Here is a 14,161-nt window from a genome sequence, read left to right as displayed (position 1 = left end):
CCCTATTAATGTAAAAATCTAGCTTATTTTTTCCTCGATATAGGTTGCGTTTGTAACAAGGAGGTAAATCATGAAGAAATCTTTTCGAAACAAGATTACATTGATTACAGTTGTTGTTTTGTTTCTTTGGTTAAAGACGTATATTGCGTATAAAACAAGTTTCCATATGGATATTGAAAACCCGATGCAGCAGTTTATCCTGTTCATCAACCCATTAAGCTTTTTGCTTTTTATCTTTGGAATTGCTCTGTTTTTTAAACGTGAGAAGGTTAGAAACCGTTATTTAATGACGATGAGCTTTTTATTGTCATTTCTTCTTTATGCGAATGTAGTGTTTTATCGCTTTTTTAATGACTTTATTACATTACCGCTACTATTTCAAACAAGCAATTTCGCCGATTTAGGGAATAGTGCTTGGGAAGAGTTTAAATGGTACGATATTTTTTATTTTATTGATGTGATTTTGCTTGGTTTCATGCTGAAATTTAAACCTTCCATTATATCATTTAAAACATTGTCAAAGATGAATCGTCGTGCTTATTTCTTAATTGCTACTGCGATGTTATTTCTCAATTTAGGGCTTTCAGAAGTGGAACGGCCTCAATTATTAACAAGAACATTTGACCGCGAAATGTTAGTGAAAAATATTGGTACGTACAACTATCATCTTTATGATGTTCTTTTACAATCTAAATCATCTGCTCAGCGTGCCTTGGCAGATGGAAGTGAACTTGTAGATATTGAAAACTATGTCGATGCAAGTTATGCAAAACCAAATGATGAGTTATTTGGAATTGCGAAAGGAAAAAATGTCATCGTTGTTTCAGTTGAATCAACGCAAAATTTTGTGATTAATAATAAGGTAAATGATCAAGAAATTACACCATTTTTAAATCAGTTCATTAAAGAAAGTTTCTATTTTGATAATTTTTATCATCAAACAGGTCAAGGAAAAACATCAGATGCTGAATTTTTAGTTGAAAATTCATTATATCCTTTAAGCCGGGGAGCTGTATTCTTTACTCATTCTGGGAACCAATTTAACTCCCTTGCTGAAAGACTACAAGAGAATGGATATTTCACAAATGCCATGCATGCTAATAACAGAAGCTTTTGGAATCGCGATATCATGTACAAGTCTTTAAGTTATGAGAGATTTTATGATGTCAAAGATTATGATGTAAATGAGGATAATAGTGTGAACTGGGGAATGAAAGATATTCCATTCTTTGAGCAATCTGTTGAACATATGAAAGAAATGAAAAAGCCTTTTTATTCGAAATTGATTACATTAACGAACCATCACCCATTCTATTATGATAAAGAAGATCAATTTATTGATGAATTCAATTCCAACAGTGGGACGCTTAACCGTTATTTTGTAACGGTACGCTATACAGATGAATCTTTGAAACGCTTTATTGAAGAACTTAAAGAGTCAGGAATTTATGAGGATTCCATTATTGTTATGTATGGTGACCATTATGGAATTTCAGAAAATCATAATGAAGCGATGAGTCAGTATTTAGGAAAAGATATTACACCATTTGTGAGTACACAATTACAGAAGGTTCCATTCCTAATCCATATTCCGGGAACGGAAGGAAAAGTGATCAGTAAAGTAAGTGGTCAAATTGATATTCGGCCAACTATTCTCCACTTATTAGGAATTAACACAAAAAATGATATTCAATTAGGGCATGATTTATTTTCAGAAGACAATGATGACTTAGCTGTGTTCCGAGATGGACGTTTCGTTACAAAAGACTATGTCTATGCTGATAATAAATGTTGGGATAAATCAACTGAGGAAGTAACAGATAAGAAATACTGTGAACCTTATATGGAAAAGGTAGCGACTGAATTAGAATATTCGGATCGAATTATATATGGAGATTTATTACGCTTTTTTGATCCTGATAAAGCAAAGAAATAACAAACAGCTTGCACAAATGTGCAAGCTGTTTTGGCGCTTTCCTAAAGGGAATGGTGATGAAATGACTGGGAATAACATATTTGTAGTAATGGGGTGAGAATCTGCTAAGGATATAATGAAAGGAGGAGGGGAGATAGTGGAAATTACCGTTCGGAAAGGAGATTCGTTCTGGTATTTCAGTCAATTGTTTCAACTCCCATTACAATTCATTCTCGACTCAAACCCAGGAATGGATCCAAACTCTTTAAAAATCGGGAAGAAAATCCTTATCCCGGGGTTTATTGCGGAGGAATACACAATAAAGCAAGGGGACACCTTATGGAAATTGGCTCAGAAGAGGAATATGAGTATGGATGCTTTACTTGTGGCTAACTCCTCGGTTCATCCTAAACTATTAAAAATAGGTCAGCAAATCGTGATACCAAAGCGAATCGTTTCAAGAGTCGTGCAGGGGCAAAATGCTTATGATTTTTCATTATTTAAAAGCGATGTAGATGAACTGAAAAAGATCTATCCATTTATTCATGTGGATGAAATTGGGAAGAGTGTTGATGGTCTTCCAATCTATGAAATAAAAATTGGGAAAGGGAGAAAAAAGGTTCATTTTAATGGTTCTTTCCATGCAAATGAATGGATTACGACTCCTGTTATAATGACATTTTTAAATGATTATTTATTATCACTCACAAACTATTTAACTATAAATGGACTTCAAGCAGGTCCTTTTTATGATTTCACCACAATTTCATTCGTTCCGATGGTAAATCCTGATGGAGTAAACCTTGTCATAAATGGCCCACCCGCGGCACGCAGAGAAGAGTTAATGGAGATGAATAAAGGGAGTTCAGACTTTAATGGTTGGAAGGCAAATATCCGCGGGGTAGATTTAAATAATCAATATCCAGCTAATTGGGAAATCGAAAAGGAAAGAAAAGAGGAGAAAGCACCAGCACCTAGAGATTTCCCAGGTTATAAGCCATTATCAGAACCTGAAGCGATTGCCATGGCTGAACTTGCTAACAAAGAAAATTTTGACCGATTATTGGCCTTTCATACTCAAGGGAAAGAGTTGTATTGGGGATATGAAGGATTGGAACCAGAAATTTCCGAGAAAATAGCTCAAGAATTTGCTAGGGTAAGCGGATATAAATCGGTACGATATGTTGATAGTCATGCTGGGTATAAAGATTGGTTTATTCAGGAATTTAGGAAACCTGGATTCACAATTGAGTTAGGAAAAGGGATTAACCCATTACCTTTATCGCAATTTCCAGAAATTTATCGTGATGTACGAGGAATATTTTTGGCGTCTTTATATATGTAGTTTAAAAAATAGACAAGAAAGAACACCCCCTCAAACATTTTGTTGTGGGGGTGCTCCTTCCTGCAGCTTAAGATTAGCATGTCCCGCTCCAGCGCTTCAAAAAGTACTATTGGAGCGACAAAGTCTAATTCTAACGCCACTATGCAGGTTGCTTGTGATTAATTAATGTCCAGCAGGGAATCCTGAGTGTAAAATAGTCATAATTGCAAACCAGCCAAAAACACCAGCTGAGCCTAGTCCGAAAATGATTCCTAAACCATTTTTGTTTTTTAGCGCACTTAGCGTTCCGAAAACGGCAAGGATCGCCACTAAAGCGAAAATGATCACTGTACCCATTTTAAAACTCCTTTCAATGTCCTAACGCATTTAAAAGTTTTACCATATAATACAAAGGCTATGTAATATAAGTACATATTCAACACTATTTTATAGGTTTTTCTCCAATTTGTCGAGTTTAAAAATGATTGTTCATAAAAATGAGGAAATTCGAAAGGTTTATGGTAGGATGTATGTAATTAATCCTTGATTACGGGATATTTTTACCCGTTTAATATGAAAGTAATTGATAGGAGGAGATAAAATGGAGTGGAGAAGAATTCCATTAGGCCCATTACAAACAAATTGCTATGTTCTATTTAATCAACAGAAGGAATGTATTTTAATTGACCCTGGGGAGGAAGGTGATAGGCTGATCGCTTGGTTAACGGGTGAGGAACTAAAACCATTAGCTATTTTACTAACTCATGCCCATTTTGATCATATAGGTGCTGTAGATGATATTCGAGAACAATATCATATACCGGTATATGTACATGAGAAAGAAGCGAAATGGCTTTTGGATCCTGCTTTAAATGGATCACAGTTTTTCATGGGGGATCACATAATACGGATAAAACCAGCAGACAAAATCATTGCGATGGAAAAAGAAATCAAGATCGGTTCTTTTGCCTTTCAACTATTTGAAACTCCAGGCCATTCCCCTGGTAGCATTTCCTATTATGTTTCTTCTGCAAAAATGGTCTTCGCGGGTGATACTTTATTTTCAGGTAGTATTGGAAGAACAGATTTACCAGGAGGGAATCATTCGCAATTAATGAGAAGTATCCATGACCATCTATTGACATTACCTGAGGAAACGGTTGTTTTACCAGGACACGGACCAGATACAACCATTGGGATAGAAATGGATCAAAACCCATTTCTACATGGTTTTTAAGTAGTTTTTTATATTCAAAAAAACCCTTCTCATTTTGAGAAGGGTTTTTGGGGGATGTTCTCTTCCATTAATGGGAGGGGATAAAGTTAAGCTACTAATCATACAATATACCACCTTTATCACTATGTCAATAGTGTTAAAGAAAAATATTTCAATATCATGAAAACGTCTAGAAAGAAAAAGCCCTTAAAGAATCTCTTTAAGGGCTTTTTCGTTTATTAATGTGCAGCACCTGGAGTCATCATGAAAATTGTCCAATATGAGAATCCAGCAAAAAAGATTGTTAAATAAGCACCGAAAACATAAATGTACATACGCTCTGATAAGTTTAAAAAGCTGAGTAGTACAAAGAATCCAGTTTGACCAAGGAAGATAAGAGAAGTAGTTGTCATATCTCCTAAATAAAACATGATAGAAAAAATTGCAGTCCAGAATCCTAAAACTCGAAACATACGGTCCATTATGTATATCCCTCCTTTTAACCTACTCCATCAATACATTATTATAAAGTAAATAGGATTCAATTGTAAACATCACTTTCATTTTAGTTTGTGACGATTACGTGATATTGGCAATTTTGACAGCTTTTAAATATTGACTCCACCTGATGTAGTTCGCTTTTTTCAAATACTTGACTAAATGCTCCTTCTAAAAAGGCGGTATGAATTTTGCAAATAATTTCTGAATAAGATTCGTGTAGTTTAAAAGGGCAGTTATAAATAACAAAACAAATATGATAGCTTCCCCCTTTTTCTTCAATTTCTGGAAAGTAACCAATCATGGAAGAAATGCTTTCAAGTAATTCGATTTTTTCGTCAAAAGAAAGCAAATGAACACTTTGACCGCTCTGTAATTTTTTATGAACTAATTCTTTCCCAAACTGTTCCCCTATAGACATGGCAGCAGTTAGTCCTTGATCCCCTAATTCATATAGGGCCGTAAGTGCAATTTCTGAAAGTAATTTAAAATCTCTTTTCGGGAAAGACAGTTGTACTTCCTTATCAGATAGTTGGTACACTCTCCCAGGGCGACCGCCTTTTCCAGTTTTATTTAAGTCTGATTGAATAATATGAACATCTTCAAGTTTGGATAAATGTAATCGCGCAACATTCGGATGAATACCGAAACTATTGGCGATATCTTGTACGGATACTTCTTTGTGATGTTGAACCATGTATTGATAAATCGAGAATCTTGTGGGATCTGCTAATGTATTCGTAATCTTTAATGTTTGATCCATCCAAAAACACCTCTATTATGGGATGATATTCCCATTATAAATAACAATGGTAAGGAATTAAACGGATAAATTAATTTTTCTGTAAATGTTATAAATTGTTCACAATCATTTAACAGGAGAGGATTTGATTTGGATGAGAGGATAATGGTTAAAAAAACTGGGCTAGCTGGATTCGAACCAACGCATAACGGAGTCAAAGTCCGTTGCCTTACCGCTTGGCTATAGCCCAATTAATTCTGATAACAGTTTTTAGTATAATAAAATTGAAAAAAATTATGCAAAAAAAGATAAATTTTTAAAGGATTCATGAAAGTTATGTCGAATTAGAATGTTTAACGAAGAAGAAAGGTGGTGGCTTTTTTTGTGTCAATTGAAAAATTAGTATCAAAGATCATTCAGGAGGCGGTGTCTCTTGAATCAACTGATATCCATCTTGTACCGAGGAAATACGGATATTTGGTTCAATTGCGTGTCCTTGGGAAATTAACAGAGCATTCTACTTTATCTGTTAAAGAGGCAGAGCGATTAATTTCACATTTGAAATTTATGTCATCGTTGGATATTAGTGAAAAAAGAAAACCTCAAAGTGGTTCATTTCAATTGGATGTAAACGGTATTTACACATCACTCCGTGTCTCCACATTACCTACAGCCATTTCAAAAGAAAGTCTTGTCATAAGAATTTTACCTCAAGAAATCGTGTTAGAACTCCCAAACCTATCCCTTTTTCAACATTCAGCCCACACTTTACTTGCCTTTTTAAAACATTCCCATGGACTCATCATTTTTACCGGGCCGACTGGAAGTGGAAAGACGACAACCCTCTATTCTCTTGTTCAACATAGTTCCAATCAATTAAATCGAAAAGTGATTACACTGGAAGATCCCGTTGAGAAACAAAATGATTATTTATTACAAGTTCAAGTAAATGAAAAGGCGGGTGTCACATATTCCACAGGTTTAAAGGCGATTTTGCGACATGACCCAGATGTCATCATGGTTGGTGAGATAAGGGATGAAGAAACGGCCCATATTGCCATTCGTGCGGCACTAACGGGACATTTGGTGTTAACGACTTTACACACTCGTGATGCAAAAGGGGCGATTTACCGATTGCTGGAATTTGGACTGAAGTGGCATGAAATCCAACAAACATTGATTGCAGTTACAGCTCAGAGACTGGTGAATTTAACTTGTCCTGTTTGTGGAGATGATTGTTCCCCATTTTGTACGACCAGTCGCTCTCGAAAACGGGCAACTGTTTATGAAATCCTAAGTGGGAAACAATTGCAAAATTTATTACTGGAGATGGATGGGAAAGGGGGAACATACCATTATCCGTTATTAAAGGATGTTTTAAGAAAGGGGATTGCACTTGGATACGTACCTGAAAAGGAATTTTATCGTTGGGTTTTTGAGGAAGAGAAGGAAAAGTCAGAAGGACCAAAGTGAGTTTATATCCCGTTTGGGAGAAATGCTACAACAAGGTTTTTCATTGGGCGATGCTATTGAATTCCTTCTAATGAATTTTAATTCTAAAGATCATCAGTCTATCCAATTAGTTCGAAATGAGCTGAATAATGGATCCATGTTACATGAAATTTTACAAAAGTTAGATTTCCCCCCATTCATTTGTCTACAAGTCCTTTTGGCTGAAAGACATGGGAATCTTGCTGAGACATGTATTTATGCTGGGGAGAGATGGAAGAGAAATGAAGAAGCGCGTCGTAAATTTTTAAAGTTACTCCAATATCCCCTTTTCCTTTTCATCCTATTATTTCTGCTGTTAATCTTATTAAACCTCTTTTTACTTCCTAGATTTGAGGTGTTATATACTTCGATTGGATTTACTCCGCAAAGTGGAACAAAATTTCTCCTATTTTTCTTGAAAACGGCTCCCCCGATTGTGATGTTTGCCTTCTTATTATTTGTGACTCTCACCCTTTGTTTTTTAGCCTATTTTTTTAAACAATCTCCGAAAAATAAAGTCAAAATCATGCTAAAAATTCCGTTTCTAAATGAATACTTTCGTCTTTATTTGACGCAAATGTTTTCAAAAGAATTTTCGCAATTGCTTTCAAATGGTTTTGCTGTGAATGAGATTTTATTCATTTTCCAAGAACAAAAGTTGCATCCAATCTTAAATTATATAGCGACAGAAATGAATGAGCAGCTAATCTTAGGAAGTTCTTTAGCGAAGGTAGTAAAAAATATTCCATTATTTAAAAATGAGCTATCAAGAATGGTTCATCATGGAGAAGTAAATGGTCGGTTAGATGTAGAATTGCAGTTATTTAGCCAATTTTGTGAGCAACAACTAGAAGATAAAATAAAAAAGGTGCTTACTTTTTTGCAGCCCACTATGTTTATACTTGTCGGCATGACCGTTATTGCGATTTATTTATCCGTCATGCTACCAATGTTTCAAATGGTCGAATCATTTTAACTTCATTTTGAATTAACACATTTTGGAAGGATTTAAGTATCTAATTCAGTAATAGTTCAAAACTCTGTACTGAAGAAATCTAAATATTGGTGAATGTCTTCTGATGAAAGGGTTGGGCAGAGCTCGAAATAAATCAAGAAGGAGAAATCGCCAAGACGATTTGATTGGAGGTTAGATTGATGAAAAATGAACAAGGTTTCACTTTAATTGAAATGATGATCGTTCTTCTTGTGATCTCGGTGTTATTGTTTATCGCCATTCCAAATGTCGCGAAACAAAGTAACAATATTAATAGTAAGGGATGTGATGCTTTTAAGCATATGGTAGAGGGCCAAGTGCAAGCTTTTCGTATCGACCAAAAGAAATACCCGACATCCATAAAGGAAATGGTAGATCAAGGTTATTTACGCTCAAATGAAACGGCTTGCCCGAATGGGAGTGAAATTGAAATTGGCTCAAATGGTGAGGTCAAAATAAAAGGGGGCTGATCTTATTTGAATGAGAAAGGATTTACGATGTTGGAAACTCTAATGATTTTATTGATCATTTCGACGATTCTTGTTGTGACCATCATCCCATTCCCGAAGTTGGCTGATGATATGGAAAAGAAAATGTTTTTTTATCAGTTGCAAACGGATATTCAAATGTCACAAACTTATGCAATCACAAAGCAGAAAAGGGTGATTTTCGCTTTTTATAATGATCATTCATATAAGGTGAGTGAGAGAGAATCAAGGAAAATGATTCTCCACAGAGAGTTTCCACCAGATGTTGAATTTAAAGGTGGACTTAGTACGATCATGTTCTTACCGAATGGCAATACAGATACGTTTGGAGCATCTATATTAAAATATAAAAATACGGTAATCAACTTAATTTTTCATATTGGCAAAGGAAGATTCTATGTTAAAGAAGAATGAAAAAGGTTTTACCCTCGTTGAAAGTCTCCTATCACTTACCGTTCTTTTCCTCATGACGAATCTAATTTTCCCACAACTTTTTGTTATGATTCACAATTTACAATCTGCATGGGATGAAGTAACAGCTTCAAGGTACCTGTATGAATATGTTGAGGAGAATTTTTATTCTGAATCAATGCCACATACACCCATTATGAAGCAGGGAGGGATGGAGTATCAAATATATGAAACTGAGAAATCAGGAAAAAGGCAAGTATGCATTCGGTATTCAGGGAATGAGAAATGTATTCAGGAACAATAATGGTTTTACATTCATAGAATCCCTTTTGGTTTTAAGTATTTTTCTAGGGGTCACTTCTTTATTCCCATTAGTATATCAGTCCTTTTATGAGGCCGAACACCATTTTCATCCACTTAAAAAAACCGAGTGGGAATTATTTTTAATCCAGTTGCGAAAAGAGTTGCATACCTCCCAGTCCTGGTCTTCCCATAATGGTCGACTTTCCTATTTTAATGGTGATCGTGAAATTTGGATTGAGAAATACCAGACTAGCTTACGAAGAAGAGTGGATCGAAAGGGACATGAAATCATTTTACAAAATGTTCAAGAAATCCACTTTTCTTGGCATAATAATGTGTTGCAATTGGAAGTCATTTTTTTAAATGGGGATCAGGAAGTGGCGAAATTTCATCCTTATACGAGGAAGGAATGATGAGGAAATTGCTAAATGAAAAAGGCGCCACTCTGCCATATACTTTATTATTATTTTTTTTACTGCAAGTGTTTATTTTTCTTGGGGTAAATATTTATTTATCAAAATATACGACAGCAAATGATTTGGCTCAATATTATGAAACGAAAACGGTGGAACTTCTAGCATTGAAATCAATCATTCCCCAAATTAGTCATTCAGATCTAGAACCTATTCAAGGATCCTATTCGTCTTCTTTTGGCCTTGTTCAATACGAAGCAACAGCAGGTGAGGAAATCGTTGAGCTAAATTTAACAACAATAAAAAAAGATGGGTCGAGTTTTTCAAGTCATTTCCTATATAATAAAGAAAATAACACGATTGAACATGTAGTTGAACAGTAGAAGGGGAGAAGCAAGGTGCAAACTATTTTTTTAACTGGATTTATGGGAGCTGGGAAAACGACGATTGGACAATATTTAGCTGAACACTTACAATGGCCTGTTTATGATACCGATCAATTAATTGAACAACAAACTGGTCAACAAATTAAAGAAATTTTTTCATTATACGGTGAAGAAAGATTTAGAGAATTAGAAACCGAAACATTATTGAAGAAGAACAATCAACCGTGTATCGTGACGACTGGCGGGGGAATTATTTTAAAACCAATCAATCGTGAATTGATGAAGTCTACTGGAACGGTGATTTTTTTGCGAGCTGATTTTGATATCATTTGGGAAAGACTCTTGCAAGATGACAATCGCCCGCTTGTGAAAAATAAATCTAAAGAGGAAGTGGAAATACTATACAATTCTAGATTGCCATTATATATGGAGAGTGCGACTCATATTGTGGATACAAGCAACAAATCAATCGATGAAATTGTCCAACAAATTGCTCACCGTTTAAGATTGAATTGATATGGAAATAATATAGGGAAAAATAAAAGGTGGCAATGTCCATGTCAACAAATGATTATGTCAAATTTATTACCCAAACATTTGTCAAACATTTTAATCAACCAAAAATTGAGAGAAAGAAAAATAGGGCAGTGAGGAAGGAAAAGCGTCTTCCGCTTATTGACCGCTGGTTTGGGATTATTCCTTATGCTCTTAAGCTGTTTTTTAAGAAAAAACGATAATTTCCTAGCGCGAGTGGGTGTCTAAGACTGATTTTTTATCCCACCTTAACAGGCAGTAAAACCCCTACCTCAAAATGATTTAGAAACAGAGAAGACAGGTGGAAGATAACTGCCCCTAAAGGTCCGATAAGTTCAACTAACATTTAGTGGGGGATGAAGTTTCACTTTATCAAAGACACCCTTTATTTTGCTTATATTTTCGCCACTTTTAAATAAAAGATGCCCCCGTTGATGATATGAACCGAGATTTTCGGTTCATATTGTTCTTTTAAGGCCTGTTTTTCCGTATAATAACTTTCAGGCTTTTCCTCCTGATCCTCATAAAAGTGATCTAAAAGTGTTAAGTCATCCTTCCATCTTTTCATTGCTTCTTCAGCCCAGCCATGAGATTGTGCAGAAAACTCATTTCTTAAGTATTTTTCGAGACGCAAAATTCCACTCAATGGCTTAATCATCGGAATGAGTGTAAAAGAGAGATCCGGAATTTTAGGTGTAAGTTCTTTTGATAATACATAATCATGGAAGTTTTCTACCACTTGTCCATGGATTAAATTAAGGCCTAATGAACGAAACTGATCTCGCTTTCTATCAGCTTGAAAAGAAATTTTCAAGTTTAGGCAAAGCCATGGATGAAGTGGCAGTTGTCTCTGTTGATCTTGTTGCTGTCTTGTTTCATACAATCGAATATAACGAGATAGTTTCTTCGTCGACTGGAATATTTGATGGAGACGTGGGGATCCATAATGAATAATTTCACCTTTAATTGAATCGGATATTTGCTGTTGATCGGTAATAAATGTCACTTTCATTGGGGCAGGGGACCCTCCTGTTTTCTCAATGTAATGCCAATAGAAAGGTCGATTCATCAATTCTTTATCCATCCGAGCGGATAATTGCACGGTTAGATAACAGCCCCCATTTTCCACAATGTCACATTGATTTGCTGTAAAATAATGTTCAAGATATTGATGTATTTCTTGCTTTTGCATTGATTTCACCCTCTTGGAGATTTTGTGCTAATTCAATCATTGATGTGAAATTATTTAATTTTACTTTCATTTCACCTTCTGTTAGTGATTCTTGGAAAATATCGTTTAGGTGATCCTCCAACTTTCCAAAATCGAGCTTTGTTAAGATCTCATCAAGCTCACCAACTACTTGTTCAAATAATCTGATCTTGTCATAAAGTAGTTTTAGCACATGCTCTTCAACTGTATTTTTTATGGCAAAATTAAAAACCTTAACATCTTCTGATTGTCCAAGTCGATGAACACGTCCAATTCGCTGTTCTAGTTTCATCGGATTCCATGGCAAGTCAAAATTAATAATATGATGACAAAATTGTAAGTTTAAACCTTCACCGCCCGCTTCAGTCGCTATTAATACTTGGGCTTTCTGCTGGAAAAGTTCTCTCATCCAATCTTTTTTACCACGCTTAAAGCCACCACGAAAGGGTACAGATGTTATGCCATGTTGCTTTAAGTACCATTGTAAGTAAAGTTGTGTTGCTCGATACTCCGTAAAAATAATGACTTTATCATTGATTTTTTGAACGAGTTCTAATGCTTTTTTGGCTTTGGAGTTTTCGGTCACATATTCTACATTTTTGATGAGTCTGAAAATCTTCTCTTTTAAGTGCTCATTGCCTGCATGTTTATTTAACATGTTTTTTAATGTTAAATAAACGGCTTCCCGACTGCTGCATGCCTCTCTTTGTAGGGTAATCAATGAAAAAGGACTTTGTTGGTTCATATTTTGATGTTCTTTTAATATTTGCAAGGAATGATAAAGTTGCAGTTCTTCCTTTGAAAACTCAATAAGGACCGTTTCAACATGCCTTTTTGTCCATTCAATCCCTGTATCTTGCCTTCTATTTCGAATCATTACTTTATTGATAAGCTCTTTAAGGAAAAGGTCATCCCTTATAGAACGATCTCCTTTTTTAAATTTTTTAGCAAATCCTGTTTGGTTTCCTAAATGTCCCGGTTTTAACAATGAAACAAGATGAAAGATCTCGTCGACTCGATTTTGTATGGGGGTTGCGGTTAATAATAAGCAGAATTTTTTCTTTAAATTTTGAACAAATTCATAGTTTTTTGTTTTTGGGTTTTTCAATTTATGTGCTTCGTCAATGATCACAAGATCGTAGTTTTGTTGATAAATTTTCTCACGATGTGGGCTCCTTTTCGCTGTATCAATGGAGGAAATGACAACATCAAATTGATCCCACACATAATCTTTCTTTTGAGCGACTGCCGGGATGAAAAATTTTGAATTTAATTCAGATACCCACTGGGAAACAAGAGAGGCTGGTACAAGAATGAGAACTTTTTTTGCTAAACCACGTATCATATATTCTTTCAGAATAAGACCAGCTTCAATTGTTTTCCCCAAACCGACTTCATCAGCAAGGATTGCTTTCCCGTTCATCTCCTCAATTACTTGTCTAGCAGCTTCTAATTGATGAGGAAGGGGCGTCAAATTGGGCAAAAATTTAGGTGCTTGAAGACCTTCAAATTCAGGAATAATCATTCTATTTTCCATATCAATTGCCAGTTGGAATAAGGGCCAGCTCCCCCATGGACCATCATGTTCTAATTTATTGTCTAATTCTTTTCCCCATTCATGATCGAATTCAATGGATAGATTCATACGTTACAACTCCTTATTAGGTGGGTTTACTTTAGCAGGCAATAAAACCTTCATTGAATGTTAGTTGAACTTTATAAAGAAAGGAAAAAATTAGGATTTCCTAGAGCGATTGTCTACAAAACTAACGCATTCGAAAGATCCGTTGTTAATCTTAGGAAGTCTATGACGATTTATCTGCAAAAATATAATGAAAGCCGGCGGAAAAACGAACAATATTCAATAGTATGTGGGAAATATCATGATTTAATAAATACTGTTATTTAAAATTTACATATTTTTTGCTGCAAAATGAGACTTTGTGATTCAAGAAAGCTCTTAACAGTTATGTACTTAGAAACGAGTGTATTTAACGAAATTTTTTCTATCCCTTTTAAGCGTTTTCTTTTGATCCCGCCTTAACGGGTAGTAAAACCTCCACCTCTAAATGATTTGGAAACAAAGAAGATCCCTGACCTTAAAGGTCCGATAAGGTCAACTAACATTCAGTGGGGGATGAAGAACCCCTCACTGAAATGAAGTTTCACTTTATAAAAAGGATTGCCGAAAAGGATCATTTAATGGTAGGATGAGATTGAATAGTAAAACTCTTAA

The 14,161-nt window shown here is 35.2% G+C and carries 16 protein-coding genes and 1 tRNA gene; 11 read left to right on the top strand and 6 right to left on the bottom strand.

Annotated elements, in window-relative coordinates; translation table 11 throughout:
• The first annotated feature begins 70 nt into the window (after positions 1–70).
• Positions 71–1,936 carry an LTA synthase family protein gene (locus J2S13_RS01280; RefSeq protein WP_307255862.1) on the top strand — a complete coding sequence of 622 codons (1,866 nt, stop codon included), beginning with the start codon at positions 71–73 and terminating at the stop codon, positions 1,934–1,936.
• Between the two features lie 136 nt (positions 1,937–2,072).
• Complete coding sequence (locus J2S13_RS01275) at positions 2,073–3,260, top strand: M14 family metallopeptidase (RefSeq protein ID WP_307255861.1); 1,188 nt, start codon at positions 2,073–2,075, stop codon at positions 3,258–3,260.
• A 162-nt stretch (positions 3,261–3,422) separates the two neighbouring features.
• On the opposite strand, the gene J2S13_RS01270 is transcribed toward J2S13_RS01275, so the two are convergent.
• Positions 3,423–3,596, bottom strand: a complete 174-nt coding sequence (locus tag J2S13_RS01270; protein WP_307255860.1) for a DUF2759 domain-containing protein — start codon at positions 3,594–3,596, stop codon at positions 3,423–3,425.
• Between the two features lie 244 nt (positions 3,597–3,840).
• Between J2S13_RS01270 and J2S13_RS01265 the strand changes: the two genes are divergently transcribed.
• Entirely contained in the window at positions 3,841–4,476 is a 636-nt protein-coding gene (locus J2S13_RS01265; RefSeq protein WP_307255859.1) for an MBL fold metallo-hydrolase, read from the top strand.
• Between the two features lie 218 nt (positions 4,477–4,694).
• Here J2S13_RS01265 and J2S13_RS01260 read toward each other — a convergent pair whose 3' ends face one another.
• From J2S13_RS01260 to J2S13_RS01250, 3 genes are all read right to left on the bottom strand, one after another.
• Positions 4,695–4,937, bottom strand: coding sequence for a DUF2626 domain-containing protein (locus J2S13_RS01260; RefSeq protein ID WP_307255858.1), 243 nt, complete (start codon positions 4,935–4,937; stop codon positions 4,695–4,697).
• A gap of 83 nt (positions 4,938–5,020) precedes the next feature.
• The gene (locus tag J2S13_RS01255; RefSeq protein WP_307255857.1) at positions 5,021–5,716 is read right to left on the bottom strand and encodes a helix-turn-helix transcriptional regulator; all 696 of its coding nucleotides are present in this window, start codon (positions 5,714–5,716) and stop codon (positions 5,021–5,023) included.
• Between the two features lie 157 nt (positions 5,717–5,873).
• Positions 5,874–5,945: transfer RNA gene (locus J2S13_RS01250), tRNA-Gln, on the bottom strand.
• Between the two features lie 134 nt (positions 5,946–6,079).
• Here J2S13_RS01250 and comGA point away from each other — a divergent pair.
• The 8 genes from comGA to J2S13_RS01210 all read left to right on the top strand — a co-directional run bounded on the left by comGA (position 6,080) and on the right by J2S13_RS01210 (position 10,918).
• Positions 6,080–7,168, top strand: a complete 1,089-nt coding sequence (comGA, locus tag J2S13_RS01245) for a competence type IV pilus ATPase ComGA (RefSeq protein WP_307255856.1) — start codon at positions 6,080–6,082, stop codon at positions 7,166–7,168.
• Positions 7,086–8,162, top strand: coding sequence for a competence type IV pilus assembly protein ComGB (gene comGB / locus J2S13_RS01240; RefSeq protein WP_307255855.1), 1,077 nt, complete (start codon positions 7,086–7,088; stop codon positions 8,160–8,162). The genes comGA and comGB overlap by 83 nt, the downstream gene beginning before the upstream one ends.
• Positions 8,163–8,341: 179 nt before the next feature.
• Entirely contained in the window at positions 8,342–8,650 is a 309-nt protein-coding gene (gene comGC / locus J2S13_RS01235) for a competence type IV pilus major pilin ComGC (protein WP_307255854.1), read from the top strand.
• Positions 8,651–8,656: 6 nt separating this feature from the next.
• Positions 8,657–9,082 (top strand): competence type IV pilus minor pilin ComGD, encoded by a 426-nt coding sequence (comGD, locus tag J2S13_RS01230; RefSeq protein WP_307255853.1) that lies wholly within the window; start codon positions 8,657–8,659, stop codon positions 9,080–9,082.
• Positions 9,083–9,306: 224 nt separating this feature from the next.
• Complete coding sequence (gene comGF, locus J2S13_RS01225; RefSeq protein WP_307255852.1) at positions 9,307–9,795, top strand: competence type IV pilus minor pilin ComGF; 489 nt, start codon at positions 9,307–9,309, stop codon at positions 9,793–9,795.
• A complete protein-coding gene (locus J2S13_RS01220; protein WP_307255851.1) occupies positions 9,795–10,178 on the top strand; it encodes a hypothetical protein in 384 nt (127 codons plus the stop codon). Before comGF ends, J2S13_RS01220 begins: the two co-directional genes overlap by 1 nt.
• A gap of 15 nt (positions 10,179–10,193) precedes the next feature.
• Positions 10,194–10,697: a shikimate kinase gene (locus tag J2S13_RS01215; protein ID WP_307255849.1), complete on the top strand. Its 504-nt coding sequence runs from the start codon at positions 10,194–10,196 to the stop codon at positions 10,695–10,697.
• A gap of 41 nt (positions 10,698–10,738) precedes the next feature.
• Positions 10,739–10,918, top strand: coding sequence for a YqzE family protein (locus J2S13_RS01210; protein ID WP_307255848.1), 180 nt, complete (start codon positions 10,739–10,741; stop codon positions 10,916–10,918).
• Between the two features lie 191 nt (positions 10,919–11,109).
• On the opposite strand, the gene J2S13_RS01205 is transcribed toward J2S13_RS01210, so the two are convergent.
• Both J2S13_RS01205 and J2S13_RS01200 read right to left on the bottom strand, forming a co-directional pair.
• Positions 11,110–11,907 carry a YqhG family protein gene (locus tag J2S13_RS01205; RefSeq protein WP_307255847.1) on the bottom strand — a complete coding sequence of 266 codons (798 nt, stop codon included), beginning with the start codon at positions 11,905–11,907 and terminating at the stop codon, positions 11,110–11,112.
• Positions 11,876–13,570: a DEAD/DEAH box helicase gene (locus J2S13_RS01200; protein WP_307255846.1), complete on the bottom strand. Its 1,695-nt coding sequence runs from the start codon at positions 13,568–13,570 to the stop codon at positions 11,876–11,878. Before J2S13_RS01200 ends, J2S13_RS01205 begins: the two co-directional genes overlap by 32 nt.
• Positions 13,571–14,161: the final 591 nt, after the last annotated feature.

Origin of the sequence: Oikeobacillus pervagus (genome assembly GCF_030813365.1) — a bacterium.
GTDB lineage: Bacteria > Bacillota > Bacilli > Bacillales > DSM-23947 > Oikeobacillus > Oikeobacillus pervagus.
This window is presented reverse-complemented; position numbering and strand designations above follow the sequence as displayed.

Bases quoted from the DNA above. Each gene is read 5' to 3' on its own strand.
- J2S13_RS01280 (WP_307255862.1), top strand. From the start codon at position 71: ATGAAGAAATCTTTTCGAAACAAGATTACATTGATTACAGTTGTTGTT.
- J2S13_RS01270 (WP_307255860.1), bottom strand. From the start codon at position 3,596: ATGGGTACAGTGATCATTTTCGCTTTAGTGGCGATCCTTGCCGTTTTC.
- J2S13_RS01265 (WP_307255859.1), top strand. From the start codon at position 3,841: ATGGAGTGGAGAAGAATTCCATTAGGCCCATTACAAACAAATTGCTAT.
- J2S13_RS01260 (WP_307255858.1), bottom strand. From the start codon at position 4,937: ATGGACCGTATGTTTCGAGTTTTAGGATTCTGGACTGCAATTTTTTCT.
- J2S13_RS01255 (WP_307255857.1), bottom strand. From the start codon at position 5,716: ATGGATCAAACATTAAAGATTACGAATACATTAGCAGATCCCACAAGA.
- comGC (WP_307255854.1), top strand. From the start codon at position 8,342: ATGAAAAATGAACAAGGTTTCACTTTAATTGAAATGATGATCGTTCTT.
- comGF (WP_307255852.1), top strand. From the start codon at position 9,307: ATGAAACTGAGAAATCAGGAAAAAGGCAAGTATGCATTCGGTATTCAG.
- J2S13_RS01220 (WP_307255851.1), top strand. From the start codon at position 9,795: ATGAGGAAATTGCTAAATGAAAAAGGCGCCACTCTGCCATATACTTTA.
- J2S13_RS01210 (WP_307255848.1), top strand. From the start codon at position 10,739: ATGTCAACAAATGATTATGTCAAATTTATTACCCAAACATTTGTCAAA.
- J2S13_RS01205 (WP_307255847.1), bottom strand. From the start codon at position 11,907: ATGCAAAAGCAAGAAATACATCAATATCTTGAACATTATTTTACAGCA.
- J2S13_RS01200 (WP_307255846.1), bottom strand. From the start codon at position 13,570: ATGAATCTATCCATTGAATTCGATCATGAATGGGGAAAAGAATTAGAC.